The 19,705-nt window shown below is 40.5% G+C and carries 14 protein-coding genes; 12 read left to right on the top strand and 2 right to left on the bottom strand.

The features are described 5' to 3' along the window. Positions 1-112 precede the first annotated feature (112 nt). Positions 113-2,164, bottom strand: coding sequence for a transglycosylase domain-containing protein (locus AC3G7N_RS19190; RefSeq protein ID WP_489423772.1), 2,052 nt, complete (start codon positions 2,162-2,164; stop codon positions 113-115). A 182-nt stretch (positions 2,165-2,346) separates the two neighbouring features. Between AC3G7N_RS19190 and speE the strand changes: the two genes are divergently transcribed. From speE to argS, 4 genes are all read left to right on the top strand, one after another. Next, the gene (speE, locus tag AC3G7N_RS19185) at positions 2,347-3,174 is read left to right on the top strand and encodes a spermidine synthase (RefSeq protein ID WP_489423771.1); all 828 of its coding nucleotides are present in this window, start codon (positions 2,347-2,349) and stop codon (positions 3,172-3,174) included. 15 nt (positions 3,175-3,189) lie between these two features. After that, a complete protein-coding gene (gene speB, locus AC3G7N_RS19180; protein ID WP_489423770.1) occupies positions 3,190-4,062 on the top strand; it encodes an agmatinase in 873 nt (290 codons plus the stop codon). Positions 4,063-4,223: 161 nt separating this feature from the next. After that, a complete protein-coding gene (locus AC3G7N_RS19175; RefSeq protein ID WP_489423769.1) occupies positions 4,224-4,655 on the top strand; it encodes a YwiB family protein in 432 nt (143 codons plus the stop codon). Continuing rightward, complete coding sequence (argS, locus tag AC3G7N_RS19170) at positions 4,652-6,319, top strand: arginine--tRNA ligase (protein ID WP_489423768.1); 1,668 nt, start codon at positions 4,652-4,654, stop codon at positions 6,317-6,319. Before AC3G7N_RS19175 ends, argS begins: the two co-directional genes overlap by 4 nt. A 216-nt stretch (positions 6,320-6,535) precedes the next feature. Here argS and AC3G7N_RS19165 read toward each other — a convergent pair whose 3' ends face one another. Further along, on the bottom strand, positions 6,536-6,988 hold the full coding sequence (locus tag AC3G7N_RS19165) for a DinB family protein (RefSeq protein WP_489423767.1): 453 nt from the start codon (positions 6,986-6,988) through the stop codon (positions 6,536-6,538). Between the two features lie 287 nt (positions 6,989-7,275). On the opposite strand from AC3G7N_RS19165, the gene AC3G7N_RS19160 reads away from it, so the two are divergent. From AC3G7N_RS19160 to icmF, 8 genes are all read left to right on the top strand, one after another. Next, entirely contained in the window at positions 7,276-9,402 is a 2,127-nt protein-coding gene (locus AC3G7N_RS19160; protein WP_489423766.1) for a (Fe-S)-binding protein, read from the top strand. A 309-nt stretch (positions 9,403-9,711) separates the two neighbouring features. Continuing rightward, positions 9,712-10,899, top strand: a complete 1,188-nt coding sequence (locus tag AC3G7N_RS19155) for an acetyl-CoA C-acetyltransferase (RefSeq protein ID WP_489423765.1) — start codon at positions 9,712-9,714, stop codon at positions 10,897-10,899. Positions 10,900-11,053: 154 nt separating this feature from the next. Then, a complete protein-coding gene (locus AC3G7N_RS19150; RefSeq protein WP_489423764.1) occupies positions 11,054-11,905 on the top strand; it encodes a 3-hydroxybutyryl-CoA dehydrogenase in 852 nt (283 codons plus the stop codon). A gap of 205 nt (positions 11,906-12,110) precedes the next feature. After that, positions 12,111-13,253, top strand: a complete 1,143-nt coding sequence (locus tag AC3G7N_RS19145; RefSeq protein ID WP_489423763.1) for an acyl-CoA dehydrogenase — start codon at positions 12,111-12,113, stop codon at positions 13,251-13,253. A 15-nt stretch (positions 13,254-13,268) separates the two neighbouring features. Beyond that, positions 13,269-14,411 (top strand): acyl-CoA dehydrogenase, encoded by a 1,143-nt coding sequence (locus AC3G7N_RS19140; RefSeq protein ID WP_489423762.1) that lies wholly within the window; start codon positions 13,269-13,271, stop codon positions 14,409-14,411. 41 nt (positions 14,412-14,452) lie between these two features. Then, on the top strand, positions 14,453-15,388 hold the full coding sequence (gene meaB / locus AC3G7N_RS19135; RefSeq protein WP_489423761.1) for a methylmalonyl Co-A mutase-associated GTPase MeaB: 936 nt from the start codon (positions 14,453-14,455) through the stop codon (positions 15,386-15,388). Next, positions 15,389-16,021 carry a TetR/AcrR family transcriptional regulator gene (locus AC3G7N_RS19130; protein WP_489423760.1) on the top strand — a complete coding sequence of 211 codons (633 nt, stop codon included), beginning with the start codon at positions 15,389-15,391 and terminating at the stop codon, positions 16,019-16,021. Between the two features lie 30 nt (positions 16,022-16,051). Then, positions 16,052-19,294 (top strand): fused isobutyryl-CoA mutase/GTPase IcmF, encoded by a 3,243-nt coding sequence (gene icmF, locus AC3G7N_RS19125; RefSeq protein ID WP_489423759.1) that lies wholly within the window; start codon positions 16,052-16,054, stop codon positions 19,292-19,294. Positions 19,295-19,705: the final 411 nt, after the last annotated feature.

Genomic DNA, 19,705 nt, shown 5'->3' with positions numbered 1-19,705 from the left:
GAAAGCGACTATCCACAGCGGAAATCACGGCGCTGTTACGTCGCAGTTTATATCAACTTCGGTGGTATCGAGCAACAAACTTTACGAAAACAGCCTTTTATTAAACCTCAGGCTAGAACAAATAATCAAAGATCTTCTCAAACATACCTTTTTTATGTTCGTCTTTAGGAGGTTCTTTTTCTTTACTTTTTCCATCCCCATCTCCAGGTAAATGTTTTTCACAATGTTTAGGTGGCACATTTCCTTTTTCAAAATACATGAGTGTTCCGTTTGGACAATAGGAGGTTGCTACACCACCAGAAACGGGATCAATCCATGCACCAACAACCCCATCAGGGACATCGACCTCGACCTTGGGTAACTCTTGATGTGCAGCCTCCATAAATCCAGCCCATATCTTTTTGGCATAACGATTTTCCTCAGCCTTTACTAAGTCGCGATTATCATCATACCCATTCCAAACCCCTGTAACTAAATTGGGGCTAAATCCAATCATCCAGCTGTCTGAAGCCGTGGTTCCAGACTTTCCAGCATAGTCTCGTGTTAACCTATCTGAAACTGGTGAGCCTGTGACAGACATGTACCCGTCAAGCGAATGGTCGAACATACCCTTCATAAGATCCGTTAAGATGAATGTTGTTTCCTCATCTAAAAGTTGTTTTCCTTCTTCTTTAGGAAATTCATAAACGGTATTCCCGTTGCGATCAACAATTTTCCGTATCGTATGGCTATTAATCCGCTCTCCTCCATTTGCTAGGATGCCATATCCTGTAACCATGTCTTCAACTGATACTGACGCAGTTCCTAGAGCAAGCGAGGGTACGGGTGGTAATTTACTATCAATCCCAAATTTGCGTGCGGAGTCAATTAGTTTATCTACCCCCAAAAATAAGCTTGTCTTTACCGCGTAAACGTTGTCGGATAAAGCTAAGGCCTGTGCTAGAGTAATCGGTTTGTACGCATAATATCCGTTATAGTTGCTCGGTTGATAAACCTGCCCATCAGAAAGTTCAAATGCGGTTGGTTTACTCATCAACATGGTTACTGGTGTATAACCATGTTTCAGTGCTGCATAGTACAAGAAAGGTTTAAATGTGGATCCGGCCATGCGCTTTGCCTGAATTGCCCGGTTGAAATTACTTTCACTATAATCACGACCACCAACAAGCGCTCGAATTGCCCCGTTTTCTGGGTCCATCCCAATCGCACCAATTTGAATCCCGCTCGCAGAACTAATCGTTTCGGTAACTTCCTTTTCTAATTTTTGTTGCATCCCAACATGAAGTGTTGTGAAAATTTTGTATCCGCCAGAACGGATTTTTTCCCGGTCAAGATCTAATTTATTAGCGGCCTCCAGTAAAACAGTATCTTGAAAATAGGGAGCGACAACTTCCTTTATATGCTCACTTGGCTCCGCATAATTCAATTGTGCATGCGTTGCTAAGTAATATTCTTCTTCATTTATTACGCCTTGTTCTTTCATTTCGTAAAGGATCTGTTTCTGCCGTTGTGTTGCATTCTCCATATTGTTAAAAGGAGAGTAATAAGTTGGCCCTTTCGGAATCGCAGCTAGCATCGCAGCTTCAGCCAGTGTTAATTCATCAGCAGATTTACTGAAAAAATACCTGCTTGCAGCCTCAATCCCATATGCCCCGTGGCCGTAATAAATCGTGTTTAAATACCCTTCTAAAAGCTCGTCTTTTGAATAGTACATTTCAAGGCGAACCGTGTAAAAGGCTTCCTTCAGCTTACGTGTCCACGTTTTTTCAAACGATAAATACAGATTTCGGGCATATTGCTGTGTTAGCGTGCTTGCCCCTTCCGATAAGGACATATTCTTTACATTCTTTAGGATTGCACTAGCAATACGAGTATAATCAAAGCCATTATGCTGATAAAAGTCTTGATCTTCTATAGCGAGGATTGCCTTTTTAATAGATGGAGACATTTCGTCAAGCTCAACCCAGTACCGACTCTCCGCACCCTTTTCCTCACCAATTACCGTATCTGCAGCACTATAGTATATCGTATTTTGCTCTGCTTTTAGTGGTGGGGGGCCCATGAGAAAACTCGCCAAATAAATCCCAGCAAAAGAGACAACAATAAGAAGGACAAACCCAATCAATCCACTTAAAAGTTTATATGATAAGATGAAACGTTTCATAGGCATTTAGCTCCAATTTTTTGTTATTAAAAAAGTATAATTTCGAATGTGCATTACTCTCATTATGGGAAAAGATAGATTGAAATAAACTCAATATAGAAAAATATCGAAAAGTCCTTGCTTTTTCGGTGAAATTCACTATAATTTTACTGTTTCATATGAACGGAAAAGGAGATGTAGTAATGGGTATCTGGTTTACAGAAAAACAGACTGCTAACTTTGGAATTACGGCAAAAGTTAATCAAACATTAGTTGCGTTAAAAACAGACTTTCAAGATTTAGAGATACTTGATACAGAAGAATGGGGCAATATGCTCGTATTAGATGATATGGTTATGACAACCGAAAAAGATGAATTTGTTTATCATGAAATGGTGGCACATGTACCACTTTTCACGCATCCAAATCCGAAGCGGGTATTAGTCGTTGGTGGCGGTGACGGTGGCGTAATCCGTGAGGTACTTAAACATAAATCAGTGGAGAAAGCGACTTTAGTGGATATCGACGGGAAGGTTATTGAGTACTCGAAAAAATTTTTGCCCACAATCGCAGGTTCATTAAATGATCCACGCGTAGAGGTATTAGTCGATGACGGGTTTATGTATATTGCAAAAAGCGAGCGTGAATTTGACGTAATTTTAGTGGATTCAACAGAACCTGTAGGCCCAGCGGTCAATTTATTTTCCCAAGGTTTTTATTCGGGGATTTCTCGTGCGCTTAAAGACGATGGGATTTTTGTTGCACAAACCGATAATCCATGGTTTAAAGCTGATCTAATTCACCAGGTTTTTCATGATGTAAAGGATATTTTTCCAGTAACAAAACTATACACAGCAAACATCCCGACTTATCCAAGTGGACTTTGGACATTTACAATGGGAAGCAAAATTCATAACCCGTTGAAAGTTAAAGAAGAGCGATTTACAGAGGTGGAAACTAAATACTATACACCAGAACTTCATTTTGCATCGTTTGCTTTACCGAAGTTTGTAAAAGAGTTAACCGAATAGAAAAGAGGTGTGACCATGCGTTTTGATGAAGCGTATTCAGGAAAAGTTTTTATCATGTCGCGCGAAAATTTCGATGAGGCTAAAGCAGTAATTTATGGAATGCCAATGGACTGGACGGTTAGTTTTCGACCTGGTTCTCGCTTTGGTCCGGGACGAATTCGGGAAGCCTCCATTGGTCTCGAAGAATATAGCCCATACATGGACAAGCATTTAGAGGAAATTTCCTATTTTGATGCGGGTGATATTCCACTCCCGTTCGGAAATGCAGAACGCAGCATCAAGATGATAGAGGAATACATGGATGGAATTTTGGATTTGGGAAAATTTCCACTGGGTCTTGGCGGAGAACATTTGGTGACTTGGCCAGTGATAAAAGCTATGCACCGTAAACATCCAGACATGGCACTCATCCATATTGATGCACATGCCGATTTGCGTTTGCAATATGAGGGGGAAGCACTCTCACATTCGACTCCAGTTCGCAAGGTTTGTGAATTGATTGGTCCGGAAAATGTGTATTCATTCGGAATTCGTTCTGGGATGCGCGAGGAATTCCAATTTGCTGAAAAAAGTGGGATGCACATGTCGAAGTTTCACGTTGCAGAACCATTACGGAAAATGTTGCCAACGTTAAGTGGACGCAAGGTCTATGTGACAATCGATATTGATGTACTCGATCCAGCCTTTGCACCTGGCACAGGAACTGCAGAAGCAGGAGGTATATCTTCTAGTGAACTATTAGAAGCCATCCAATTAATTTCCGATTCTGACGTACAAGTCGTTGGAGCTGACCTCGTAGAAGTTGCGCCCGTCTATGATCCGTCGGAGCAGACCGCAATTGCCGCAAGTAAATTCGTGCGGGAGATGTTGCTTGGTTGGGTGAAATAACGATAGAATCATCCACTCTCGTAGGGTGGGTGATCTTTTTGATATCCCCCGATGGTTTTGCAAAAACACACCAACAAAAATAATTCACCCTTTATATTGATATCACCATTCATTTATCGGTATAATAAGAAATTATACGAATTGTTCAGGAGCGATAAAGAATGGAAGCACAACATCAATCTGTATCAGGTTCCCTTCATATGGAGATTACTGATGGAAGCGAGACCGAACAAACGACAACCCATTTCAAAGGTGACTTTTATCACCGTAATAACATGGATGTCATTACGTTTCAGGAAAAAAACGAAGAACTTTCGATTAAAAATTTAATCACGATACAAAATGATAAAGTAAGCATTAAACGAACAGGTGATATTAAGATGTACCAACAATTCCGTGTGAATCAACCGACAGAAAATGTTTATAAGCATCCACACGTAAACATACTTATGGAAACTTACACACACCAACTTGGATACCAAACCCTAAGCAGTGGTACAGGGAAACTATCCATCGCATTTACCGTGAAATTAAACGGACAAGAAGAACGTCAACATCAATTGACTCTATTAATGAAGGAGGATCCCAAGTGAATATACTTGCACAAACTGAAGAAACGTTAAAAAAAGAAATAGCAGCAGCCGTTATAAAAGCGAATCTTGCGAATGAAAGTGAATTACCAGCCATTATTTTGGAAAAACCGAAAGATAAAGCACATGGAGATTTTGCTTCCAATATAGCGATGCAGCTAGCACGAATTGCAAAAAAAGCACCACGTAAAATTGCTGAGGAAATTGTTGCTTCATTAGATAAAACCAAAGCTTCAATTGAAAAGGTGGAAATAGCTGGTCCAGGATTTATCAACTTTTTTATGGAAAATAACTATCTTGGAGAACTAGTTTCAACAGTACTTGAAGCTGGCGATGACTACGGTAAAACAAATACAGGTCAAGGCGCGAAGGTACAGGTTGAATTTGTTTCGGTTAACCCAACAGGGGACTTACATCTTGGCCATGCTCGTGGGGCGGCGTTTGGTGACGTACTTTGCAACATTTTTGATGCATCAGGATTCCATGTAGAACGTGAATATTACATTAATGATGCTGGTAATCAAATTGATAAACTGGCATTATCTATCGAAGCACGTTATTTACAGGCTCTCGGTAAAGACGTTGATATGATTGAAGATGGCTATCATGGGGTAGATATTATTGAGATTGGTAAAAAATTGGCTGAAGAGACTGGAGAAAAATGGGCTAACACCGAACGAGAAGAACGTCTTCAGTATTTAAAAAAATATGGACTAAGCTATGAAATCGGCAAAATTGAAGAGGACCTCGCAGACTTTCGTGTAGTTTTTGATAACTGGTTCTCTGAAACAACTTTATATACAGAAGATAAAGTAACAAAAGCGCTGGATATCTTAAGGGAAAAGAATTATATGTACGATAAAGATGGTGCGACATGGTTCCGCTCAACAGATTTTGGTGATGACAAGGACCGGGTGTTGATTAAACAGGATGGAAGTTATACCTATTTAACACCGGATATTGCGTATCATAAGGATAAATTTAATCGTGGCTATGACAAAGTAATTAATGTGTGGGGTGCTGACCATCACGGTTATATTCCAAGAATGACTGCAGCAATTCAAGCACTTGGATACGATAAGGAAAACTTTGAAGTAAAAACAATCCAAATGGTGAGCCTGTTTGAAAACGGGGAAAAGGTAAAAATGAGTAAGCGGACTGGAAAAGCTGTTGCGTTACGCGAGTTAATGGAAGAAGTAGGCATTGATGCGGTACGTTATTTCTTTGTTACTCGTTCTAACGATTCGCAACTTGATTTCGATATGGATCTTGCGCGTTCGGAATCAAATGAAAACCCTGTTTATTATGTACAATATGCCCATGCAAGAATTTGTACAATGCTTGAGCAAGCAGAGGAAAAGGGCTTTACCATTGGAAAAGACTTCGATGCCACCTTGTTAACCGCTGAAAAAGAAACGGATTTGCTCAAAAAGCTGGGCGAATTCCCGCAAACAGTATCAGATGCGGCTAACAAACGCACACCACATAAGGTAACACAGTATGTTTTTGATCTAGCATCCCTTTTACACAGCTTTTATAATGCTGAAAAAGTATTCAGCGACGATCAGGAGTTAACAAAAGCAAGATTATCTCTAATGAAAGCAGTTAAAACAACGATTGCCAATGCTCTTAAATTAATAGGAGTTACAGCACCAGATAAGATGTAAAAAACACTAAGAAAAGCGCAAGGGCCTTGAAAGACACGACAAGCATAAGCAGAGCGGTGCAGTGTGGGTGCTTTGCCCGCACGGAAGCGAACTGCTTATGTCTCGAGTGTCTAGGCGCTGGAGCTAGACAGACTTTCGATTAGACTTTCGGTTACTCTTAAAAAAATCCTGGCATTTCAATGCCAGGATTTTTTGCATTCACTTTAGTAAATTTAATTAGACTGCTTCCACTACTTGTTTCATAGCCTTCACTTTTCCGAGATGCTCATTTTCATGTACGATTAACATGTCCATTATATCGCCATAAGTTTTGAAATTACCAAATGGCAATGTATAAGGTATATCTTGTTTAAAAAAATCGTCCGAAAGCTCATTAATACGAGTTTGTTGTTCTTCTAAATGTTTAACAAGCACAGAAATAGTTGGAACTTCCGCGGTCCAGTTAGCTGGCTTTGTTCCAGATTTAAATAACTCGTTAAATTCTTCAAGAAAACTCGCCGATTGTGAAGCGTGTCCGAATAATAACCCTTCTGCAGTTACGAGAACATGCCCGATATGCCAGTGTATGTTATTATTGAATTGCTCAGGCTGAGTATCGGCTGTTTTTTTATCCAATTTTTTTGCAAATGTAAGAAATGAATTCCTAGATAGATTAAAAAGACTTGGCATCTATAATCCTCCTTGTTATAAATACTTCACATTAACTATAAGAATAATTAGTGTAAAAGTAAAATTGCTTGATTTAAGAATATAAATTGGTGGTTCGGAAGGGGAATTTAGATTTAGGTGTTCCATTCAGCAAATTATGACAAATGGTTTATTTATTTAAAATAGTATTGACTGAATGATCATTCATCTTTAATATAAGTAATATAGTATTAAAGAGACGTATATTTTTCTGGAAAATGAAATCGCTAACATTTTTCAATATACTAGAATAAAAGGGGGAGCGGATAGTGGATACTTTTTTACTTATTAATATGGTAGCCTTCATAGCTATCGTCATCTATGGCTTGTATTTATTCGCTAAAGTTGTAGGAACTCGTATAGCTTACATTAAGCTCGGTAAGAAATCAGAGTTTGACGGAGACTTTAAAGAACGCTTTCGTCGAGTTGGTAAAATTGTTTTCGGCCAATCAAAGCTGTTAAAGGATAAAAAGTCTGGAACCATTCACGTTATGATGTTCTATGGTTTCCTACTCGTTCAATTTGGTGCGCTAGACATGTTTGTCAAGGGGCTTGCTCCGGGGAGCCATCTGCCATTTGGACCATTATATCCTGCCTTTACGTTTTTTCAGGAAATAGTAACCTTAACGATTCTAGTAGCTGTTATTTGGGCATTTTATCGTAGGTATATCGAAAAAATTGTTCGCTTGAAGCGTGGATTTAAAGCAGGTCTAGTATTAATTTTCATCGGAACATTAATGGTATCCGTTTTATTAGGAAACGGATTTGCAATGATATGGCATGGTCATGCGGTCGCATGGACAGAACCGATTGCTAGTTTAGTAGCTCTCGCATTTGGGTGGATAAGTCAAGCCTCTGCAATGGTTTTATTCTATGTTGCATGGTGGGTGCATACCGTGACTATTTTGACATTCTTAGTTTATGTTCCGCAGTCAAAACACGCGCACTTACTTGCAGCACCAATAAACGTTTTTTTAAGCAAGCGTGTACCTGGTAAACTGAAAAAGCTAGATTTTGACATTGATGAAGATACTGAAGAAAGTGAAGATGAAATTTCATTTGGAGTGGGAAAAGTAGAAGACTTTGAGCAACATCAAATGATTGATTTCTATGCTTGTGTAGAGTGTGGACGTTGTACGGACGTTTGTCCGGCGTCAGGATCAGGTAAAATGCTGTCACCGATGGATATTATGGTGAAGGTCCGTGACCATCTGACTGCAAAAGGTGCAGCTATCACTGGGAAATCACCATGGGTTCCGTCTTATGCATTTGCAGAAACATCTGGTAACCAATTAGCAAGCATGACGCAAGGTGATAACGAGCAAAAAGCAGAAAATCACATGGCAGACATTAGCCTGATAGGTGATGTTATTACAGAAGAAGAACTTGCCGGTTGTACAACATGTCGTAACTGTGAAGAAGCTTGTCCTGTAATGAATGAGCATGTCGGTACGATTATTGATATGCGTCGTTATCTTGTTATGACAGAAGGTAAAATGGATGCAGAGGCACAACGCGCTGTGATGAACATCGAACGTCAAGGTAACCCTTGGGGCTTATCGAAAAAAGACCGCATTAAATGGCGTGAAACGGATGAAACTGTCCATATTCCAACTGTAAAAGAATTGAAAAAAGAAGAAAAAGAATTTGAATATTTATTCTGGGTTAGTTCAATGGGCGCTTATGATAGTCGCAGTCAAAAAATTGCGATTGCATTTGCGAAATTGATGAATCAAGCAGGAATTAGCTTTGCAATTTTGGGTAACAAGGAAGCAAACTCTGGCGATACGGCTCGTCGTATTGGAAACGAGTTTTTATTCCAGGAAATTGCCGAGAAAAACATTAAAGAGTTTGAGAAAAGCGGCGTGACTAAAATTGTTACAATCGATCCTCACGCATATAACATTTTCAAAAATGAATATCCCGATTTCGGATACGAAGCAGAGGTTTACCATCATACACAAATGATTTATGATCTCGTAATGAATGGAAAGTTAAAGCCACGTGGTGAAATTAATGAACGATTGACCTATCATGATTCATGTTATTTAGGAAGATATAACGGTGTTTATGATCCGCCACGTGAAATACTTAACTCGATTCCAGGTCTTGAATTAGTAGAGATGGATCGTAGTCGTGAGAATGGGATGTGCTGTGGAGCTGGTGGTGGCTTAATGTGGCAAGAAGAGACAACAGGTAACCGCATTAACGTGGCACGGACAGAGCAAGCAATGGCTGTTGAACCAACCATGATTTCAACCGCATGTCCATATTGTATGACTATGATAAGCGATGGTACAAAAGCAAAAGACGTGGAAGAGGATATAAGTACACTGGACGTTGCCGAAATTCTAGCATTATCAGTATTTGTTGAAGAAAAAGCTAAAACAGCTTAAAGTAATAGAGAGGTAGATTAATACCTCTCTCTATTATGGCATTAATATTGTCTAGCTGCGGCTCCTAACGACTAGCAGATAGTTGGTTCTGATGAATGTACGGAAAGTTCACCGTACTTCACATGCCCTACATGATGTAGGGTAGTTCGACGTTGCCACAGGACGTGGCGTTCTTAGTCGAACTTCGCTTACATCTGTACGTCGCTAAGGCAGTCGCCTCCGCTTTTCTATTGAGCGAGCGTTCAATCAAAAAAAGAAAGCGTTAACAAACAAAACGAATTTTTTAAATAAGAAAGGGATGGAAATCTAATGGCAAAAACTGTAATCGTATCTGGAGCACGTACACCATTTGGGAAATTTGGAGGAGCACTAAAACCTTTTACTGCATCACAATTAGGCGGAAAAGCAATTCGCGAAGCACTTGATCGTGCAGGGTTAGATGAATCAGAAATTGATGAAGTAATTATGGGAACTGTCCTGCAGGGTGGTCAGGGTCAAATTCCATCACGACAAGCCGCAAGAGAAGCCGGAATTCCTTGGAACGTAAAAACAGAAACAATCAATAAAGTGTGTGCATCAGGAATGCGTAGTGTAACACTTGCAGATCAATTAATTCGTCTTGGAGATGAGGACGTCATTGTGGCGGGAGGAATGGAAAGCATGAGCAATGCTCCATATTTCTTACCTGATGCTCGATGGGGTAACCGCATGGGTGACAAATCTGTCAAAGACATGATGATACATGATGGACTTACGTGTTCATTTGAAGGCGTTCACATGGGTAACTATGGTAATAGCACAGCGAATAAGCATGAATTATCGAGAGTACAACAAGATGAATGGTCATATCGTTCTCATCAACTCGCTGTTAAAGCAATTGAAGATGGCAAGTTTGCCGAGGAAATCGTGTCTCTTGAAGTTCCACAGCGCAAAGGTGATCCAATCGTTGTTGATACAGACGAAGCGCCGCGTAAAGATACAACGTTAGAGCGTTTGGCAAAATTACGTCCAGCATTTGGATCAGATGGAACAGTTACTGCAGGGAATGCTCCTGGTGTTAATGATGGTGCGGCAGCATTTGTTGTCATGTCAGATGAAAAAGCTGAAAAACTTGGTAAGACGCCAATGGCAACTGTTCTTGGACATGCAGAGATTGCGGTTGAGGCGCACAATTTCCCAGAGACTCCAGGACTCGTTATTAATAAATTGTTAGAAAAAACCGGCCATTCAACAGATGACATTGATTTATTTGAAATCAACGAAGCATTTGCTGTAGTATCACTAGCTAGTGGAAAAATAGCCGGAATTGATTCTGAAAAGGTGAATGTAAACGGTGGCGCGGTAGCACTCGGCCACCCTATCGGAGCAAGTGGTGCGCGTATTATTTTAACATTAATCCATGAATTGAAACGCCGCGGTGGTGGACTTGGCGTAGCTGCAATTTGTAGTGGAGGCGGTCAAGGTGACGCCATGTTAATCGAAGTTCCAAAAAGTTGATCGAGAACGCCGGAAGTCGATCCACAGCAATCGGAAGTTGATCGAGAAAGCCGGAAGTCGATCCACAGCAATCGGAAGTTGATCGAGAAAGCCCGAAGTCGATCGTCATCATTCAGAAGTTGATCGACAAAATGGAACAAAGGAGGCAGATACCATGGAAATAAAAAAGGTTATGGTCATTGGTGCAGGTCAAATGGGTGGCGGTATTGCACAAGTTTGTGCACAAGCTGGATTTGACGTTTTGCTGAATGACATGAATACAGATGCACTAGACCAAGGCATAAAGCGCATTGAAAAACTATTAGAGCGCGCAGTTGAAAAAGAACGAATTAGTGAATCTGATAAAACAGATACATTAAGCCGTTTGTCCGCATCATCTGATTTAAAGGATGCACATGATTGCGATCTTGTGATTGAAGCGGTTGTTGAAAATATGGATGTAAAAGAAAAAGTTTTTAGCGAACTGGATACTATTGTACCGAAGCACGCTATTTTAGCATCAAACACATCATCACTTCCTATTACAGAAATCGCTGCTACAACAAAACGTCCAGATCAGGTTATAGGTATGCATTTTATGAACCCAGTTCCTGTCATGAAACTTGTCGAAATCATTCGCGGCTTGCAGACGAGTGATGAAACGTACAAAGCAATTGAGGATATGACAAAAAAACTCAGCAAAGTACCAGTCGAAGTTGAAGACTTCCCTGGCTTCGTTGCCAACCGAATTTTAATGCCAATGATTAATGAAGCCATCTACACGGTTTACGAAGGTGTTTCTTCTGTGGAAGATGTGGACACCGTCATGAAACTTGGTATGAACCATCCAATGGGACCGTTAACCTTAGCGGATTTCATTGGTCTAGACACATGTCTATATATAATGGAAGTACTTCATGAAGGATTTGGCGACAGTAAATATCGCCCATGCCCATTATTGCGTAAATACGTAAAAGCTGGCTGGCTCGGTAAGAAAAGCGGACGCGGTTTTTATCAATATGACTAATAAGAACCAACTAGGAGGGGAATCGCGCAGAACTAAAATAAATCGCGCGATAACACGTCAAAGTCGCGTAACAGCACATTTAAATCGCGCACTAGCAGCTTAGTTGCACGCTTTGCGCATATCAACGCGCGAATTCAAATGGTTAGTGCACGATTCGCGCCTCACATCGCGCAGTTACACCAAGAAAAACAAAAGGGGGCATCTCATGAACATACATTTTACTGAAGAACAAGAAATGATGCGCAAAATGGTTCGCGATTTTGCACAAAATGAAGTAGCAAAAGAAGTAGAACGAATGGAAGAAAAAGACCGTCATCCAAAGGAATTAATCCGGAAAATGGGTGAACTTGGCTTAATGGGAATCCCTATTTCTGAAGAATACGGTGGAAGTGGTATGGATTTCACTTCGTACATTATTGCTATTCATGAACTTTCCAAAGTAAGCGCTGCACTCGGTGTTATTCTATCTGTTCACACATCAGTTGGTACAAATCCTATCCTTTACTTCGGAACAGAAGAACAAAAGAAAAAGTATTTGCCTAAACTTGCTTCTGGTGAGTATTTAGGTGCGTTTGCACTGACTGAATCAAGTGCAGGATCTGATGCGGCGAGTCTCAAAACCAGAGCTAAAAAGGATGGAGACAATTACATTCTAAATGGGTCCAAAACATTCATTACAAATGGTGGTGTGGCGGATACGTACATTACCTTCGCTCGAACTAGTGATGAAAAAGGTGCAAAAGGTGTAAGTGCATTTATTCTGGAAAAAGATACCCCAGGCTTTGCGATTGGGAAGACGGAAAAGAAAATGGGCTTACATGGCACAAAAACGGTTGAATTAAATTTTGACCACTGTGTTGTGCCAAAAGAACAGCTTCTTGGGAATGAAGGAGAAGGCTTTAACATTGCAATGGCTAACTTAAACTTCGGTCGAATCGGAATTGCCGCGCAAGCATTAGGGATTGGTGAAGCTGCACTTGAGCATGCCGTTAATTATGCGAAAGAGCGGGAACAATTTGGTAAACCTATTGCACATAATCAAGGAATCTCCTTCAAGTTAGCTGATATGGCAACAAATGTGGAAGCGTCGAAACTATTAGTCTATCAAGCGGCTGCAATGGTTCAAGCAGGCATGCCTTCTAATAAAGAAGCATCGATGGCAAAACTATACGCATCAAAAACAGCCCGCAATGCTTCAATCGAAGCTGTGCAGGTATATGGTGGCTATGGCTATACAGAGGATTACCCAGTTGAACGATTTTTTCGTGATGCTAAGATCACCGAAATATACGAAGGTACAAGCGAAATTCAACATATCGTAATAGCAAAAAATCTATTGAAAGATTAGGGAGGCAACATAAAGATGAACTTTCAACTAACAGACGAACAAGAAATGTTACGCAAGATGGTCCGTGACTTTACAACAAGGGAAGTGGAACCTACCGCTGCAGAGCGTGACGAAGAAGAACGTTTTGACCGCGACATTTTTAATAAAATGGCTGAATTAGGATTAACTGGTATTCCATGGCCGGAAGAGTATGGTGGAATTGGCTCTGATTATGTAAGCTATGTAATTGCTGTTGAGGAACTTTCACGCCTATGCGCATCAACAGGTGTAACACTTTCCGCACACATTTCACTTTGTAGCTGGCCAATTTTCACATATGGTAATGAAGAACAGAAGAAAAACTTCCTAACACGTTTAGCAACAGGGGAAGCATTAGGAGCATATGCATTGTCTGAGCCGGGAGCTGGTAGTGACGTAGCTTCCATGCGTACTTCTGCTAAGAAGGACGGGGACGATTACATTCTTAATGGTAGTAAGGTATGGATCACGAACGGTGGGGTTGCAGATCTTTATTTAGTCTTTGCTAAAACAGATGCTACTGCGAATCATAAAGGTATCAGTGCATTCGTCGTTGAAAAAGGAACAGAAGGATTTACATTTGGTAAAAAAGAAAAGAAATTAGGAATCCGTTCCTCTCCTACAACCGAATTAATTTTTGAAAACTGCCGTGTTCCAAAAGAAAATATGCTTGGGGCAGAGGGTGATGGCTTTAAGATTGCCATGTCTACACTTGATGGTGGTCGTAATGGTATTGCAGCACAAGCATTAGGTATTGCACAAGGTGCACTTGATGCGTCGGTTGATTATGCAAAGGAACGTGAACAATTCGGTAAGCCAATTGCGCAAAACCAAGGAATTTCGTTCAAACTTGCAGACATGGCAACCGATATTGAAGCAGCTCGTCTACTAACCTATCAAGCTGCGTGGCTCGAATCAAAAGGGTTGCCATATGGTAAACAATCCGCAATGTCGAAATTGTTTGCTGGAGATGCAGCAATGCGCATTACCGTTGAAGCGGTTCAAGTATTCGGTGGGTATGGTTATACAAAAGACTATCCAGTAGAACGCTACATGCGTGATGCAAAAATCACACAAATTTATGAAGGCACTAATGAAATCCAACGTCTAGTAATAGGTAGAATGCTGACGAAAGCGTAGGCGCTGAAGCAAGACGGATCAAGTAAGAAAGGATGTACCTTATGCACACTCTAGTAGAGCGGATGAAAAATAACGATATACGAGCATTGGCCAGGGCGATTACCTTGGTTGAAAATGACCATCCTGAAAAACTAGCGCTCATGCGCGATGTTTTCTCCGTGGAAAAGCACGCACGGCATATCGGTATAACTGGTTCCCCGGGTGCAGGTAAAAGCTCGCTCGTGAACCAATTGATCTCACATATCCGCGCGGAAGGAAAAACAGTTGCAGTAATTGCCGTGGATCCTACTAGTCCGTTCTCTGGTGGCGCATTACTAGGTGATCGTGTCCGAATGAATCAACACTTTACAGACGATGGTGTCTATATTAGAAGCATGGCAACTCGGGGTAGTTTAGGTGGGCTTGCACGGGCTACCAAAGACGCTCTTCGAATTTGTGATGCTTATGGATTTGACGTTGTAATTGTCGAGACAGTTGGTGTAGGTCAGTCGGAACTTGATATCATGAAAGTAGTTGATACGACTGCACTTGTTTTAACACCGAATAGCGGTGACGTCCTACAGATATTCAAAGCAGGCATCATGGAAATTGCTGATTTATTTGTCATTAATAAAGGGGATTTACCCGGCTACGGAAAACTGAAAACGCTTTTGAAGGAACTTGTCATGATGACAGCTACACATGATCATGAGAAGTCTATTATCAAAACCATCAGTACCGAGAACAAAGGCATTGATAAGCTTTGGAAAAAGATCAATGAACATCACGACTTTTTATATTCAACAGACGAAGGGGAAAGGCGCAGAGCGGACCAACAAAGGCTAGAAGTCTATGAAATGGTTCGGGAGGAAATATGGCGTGATGTAAAAGACTTCATCGACACAGACGCTGATTTTTCATCAATTGATGCAACTAGTGATCCTTACCAACAAGCAATTGATTGGTATCAAAAATGGAAAAAGGAAGGGGTACACTAAATGACCCAAAAACAAATCCTTTCTTCTGTGAAAGATCAAAACCTGATTGAAAAAAGGCGAAATCAAATGATTAAAGGCGCGATTACACTTTTTAAAGAAAAAGGCTTTCACCGGACAACTACCAGGGAAATCGCGAAGGAATCCGGCTTTAGCATTGGTACGCTTTATGAATATATTCGCACCAAGGAAGATGTATTATTTCTTGTCTGTGATGCAATTTATCTTCAAGTAAGAGAACGGCTTGAAGCAGCAATTGACTTGCAAGATCCATCAGTCGAAAGTTTTATCAATGTGGTCAAATCGTATTTCCAACTGATGGACGAAATGCAAGAAGAAGTTGTCATCATGTATCAAGAGGTTAAATCACTGGAAAAAGATACAAAAGAATACGTCTTGCAAAAAGAACGTGACATGGTTGGAATGCTTGAACGTGTCATTCTCACGTGCTTGCCACAGACTGTCCCCAGACAGGATGCAAAGCTTTTAGCAAATAACATATTTATCCAAGGTCAAATGTGGGGATTCAGAAGATGGATGCTGCAAAAGCAATTTACATTAGATGAATATATCGATCGTCAAATTCACTACCTTTTAAAAGGCTTAGACATACCAAATAAACAGCCTATGAAATAATAAGTTAACGAATAGATGGGAGGATTGATGATGGAACAAGTACAGGTTTATAAAGCAAAAAACCCAGTTCGATTTGTGACAGCATCAAGTTTGTATGATGGACATGATGCATCCATAAATATCATGCGTAGAATTTTACAAGCAAGCGGTGCAGAGGTTATTCATTTAGGACACAACCGTTCTGTTGAAGATGTTGTTCATGCAGCAATTCAGGAGGATGCACAAGGTATTGCCATTTCATCGTACCAAGGTGGACACGTTGAATATTTTAAATATATGGTTGATCTATTAAAAGAACATCATGCTGATCATATAAAAATATATGGTGGCGGTGGTGGCACCATTATTCCGCGCGAAATTAAGGAATTGCATGAATATGGGGTAGACTGGATATTTTCCCCTGAAGATGGTCGTAAGTATGGCCTTCAAGGTATGATCAACCGCATGCTTGAACAGTGTGATTACATCCCGCCAATCGATGTGGAAAAAGATCAGGATCAGCTAGTAAAAGGGAACCGTCAGGCAATGGCGCGTTTTATTACCTATATGGAAAACAACGAAGTAGACGCGAAGGAAAAACAAAAAGTCATACAGTCCCTTCAGAATAAATCAACTAAATCAACTCCAGTGCTGGGAATTACAGGTACGGGTGGTGCAGGAAAAAGTTCATTAACGGATGAATTGATTCGTCGCTATATAAATGAAATTCCAGATAGAAAAATTGCAGTAATCTCAATTGACCCTACGAAAAAGAAAACCGGTGGTGCATTATTAGGTGACCGCATCCGTATGAATGCTATTTTTACAGACCGTGTATACATGCGTTCTCTTGCAACTCGTGACTCAAGAAGTGAGCTATCAAAAGCGATTCAGGATGTGATCGATGTAATACGCGCATCTGGCTATGATTTTATAATTATCGAAACAAGTGGAATCGGTCAAGGTGATGCTGCAATTACTGAAATCACGGATTTATCGATGTATGTGATGACAGCTGAGTTTGGAGCGCCATCACAGCTTGAAAAAATTGATATGATTGATTTTGCTGACTTTATTGTTATTAATAAATTTGAACAAAAAGGGTCTGAAGATGCATTAAATCAGGTTCGTAAACAGTATGAGCGCAGCCATATGCTGTTCCATCAGGATCAAGCCAAATTCCCGGTATTTGGTACAATCGCAAGCCAATTTAATGATGCAGGCACAAACGCACTTTTTGCATCGCTCATTGATACCTTGAATGAAAAATACGATTGGAGCGATGAAATCGGATTTGATCGTAATATTATTGCAGAAAAGCAAAACATGATCATCACAAACGAGCGTCGTCATTATTTACGGGAGATTGGTACCCATATACGTAATTATCATGGAAACACTGAAAAGCAAAGCGATATTGCCCGTAAACTTTACCAGCTCCATGGTGTAAAAGAGACAATCGACGATGAAAGTGTCGTGAACACAATTGATCAAACTATCGAAGCATACGAAGAAAAACTTGGATCTCAAGCTAAAAAAATGCTGGCTGAATGGGATGAAACGAAGGAAAGCTATGCACAAGATACAATGACATTTTCTATTCGAGGCAAAGAGATTAAAATGGATATCTCTACTGAATCACTTTCTGGAATAAAAATACCAAAAGTTGCATTCCCAACCTTTAAAGACTGGGGCGAGCGCATAACATGGCTGATGAAGGAAAACGTTCCAGGATCATTTCCATTCACTGCGGGTGTCTTTCCGTTCAAACGTAAAGGTGAAGATCCAACCCGCCAGTTCGCTGGTGAAGGGACTCCTGAACGCACGAATCGTCGCTTCCACTATCTTGCTAAGGATGGCGATGCGAAACGACTTTCAACTGCGTTTGACTCGGTAACCTTATATGGTGAGGATCCAGCACCACGCCCGGATATTTACGGGAAAGTTGGCGAAAGTGGTGTAAGTATCTGTACATTGGACGACATGAAGAAGCTTTATGACGGCTTCGACTTAACGAACCCAATGACATCTGTATCCATGACCATTAACGGTCCAGCACCAATTATTTTAGCCATGTTCTTTAATACGGCAATCGATCAACAGATGGATAAGTTTGTAAAAGAAAATGACCGCAGGCCGAGCGAAGAAGAATATGTAAAACTAAAAGACGAAACACTTGCAGTAGTTCGTGGTACAGTACAAGCAGATATTTTAAAAGAAGATCAAGGTCAAAATACGTGTATCTTTTCAACTGAATTTGCTTTACGTATGATGGGTGATATTCAACAATATTTCATTGATAAAGAAGTGCGTAACTACTATTCTGTATCTATTTCTGGCTATCATATTGCGGAAGCCGGAGCAAATCCTATTACTCAATTGGCATTCACATTAGCTAATGGATTTACCTATGTCGAATACTACTTAAGCAGAGGAATGGACATTAATAAATTTGCGCCAAACCTTTCTTTCTTTTTCTCAAATGGACTTGATCCAGAATATACGGTAATTGGACGCGTTGCTCGTCGCATTTGGGCAATTACTATGCGTGAAAAATATGGTGCAAACGAAAGAAGTCAGAAGCTGAAGTATCATATTCAAACTTCAGGACGCTCACTGCATGCACAGGAAATTGATTTTAATGATATCCGTACATCGCTGCAAGCCTTACTTGCGATACAGGACAACTGTAATTCCCTTCACACCAATTCGTATGATGAAGCAATTACAACACCAACAGAAGAATCAGTTCGTCGTGCGATGGCAATTCAAATGATTATTAATAAAGAATTTGGTTTGACAAAAAATGAGAATTCCTTACAAGGATCATTTATTGTCGATGAATTAACAGACCTTGTCGAAGAAGCAGTTCTGCAGGAATTTGAAAAGATGAACGATCGTGGTGGTGTGCTTGGTGCAATGGAACGTCAATATCAACGCGGAAAAATTCAAGAAGAATCACTTTACTATGAAGGAAAAAAACATTCTGGGGAATTACCAATTGTTGGGGTTAACACTTACTTGAATCCAACTCCCCCTTCAGAAGATAAAATTGATTCCATGGAAATTGCTCGCGCATCACAGGAAGAAAAACAGCATCAAATTAACGAAGTTCAGAAATTTCGTGAAACAAATGAAGCACATACCGAAGCGGCACTTACACGACTTAAAGAAGTCGCTGCAAATGACGGGAATATCTTTGTAGAATTAATGGAAACAGTAAAAGTAGCAAGCCTAGGCCAAATCACAAACGCCCTATACGAAGTAGGCGGACAATATAGAAGGAATATGTAGGAAGAAAAGCGTAGAGGGCTTGCTCAGCGGTGAAAAGCATAGTTAAGAGACCGTAGAGAACACGATCCTCGTTTTCGGAGTGTCTATTGACTATGAGTCGAGCCGCTAGCCCACGGAGCTAGACAAAAAGAAGAGCGTAGGCAACTGTTCAGCGACGTACAAATAGATAGGACTGTGAAAAGTACGTGGAACTTTACGTACGTTCATCAGGACTAACTATTTGCTAGTCGCTAGGAGCCACTAGCCCGCACAGCTAGACAGAGAGAAAACCAAGTATTGATATAACGAAACGAATGTTGAAATCCGGGAACGAGCGTTGATATAACGAAACGAATGTTGAAATCCAGGAACGAGCGTTGATATAACGAAACGAATGTTGAAATCCGGGAACGAGCGTTGATATAACGAAAC

The sequence above is a fragment of the Virgibacillus carmonensis genome, assembly GCF_057836705.1.
This window is presented reverse-complemented; position numbering and strand designations above follow the sequence as displayed.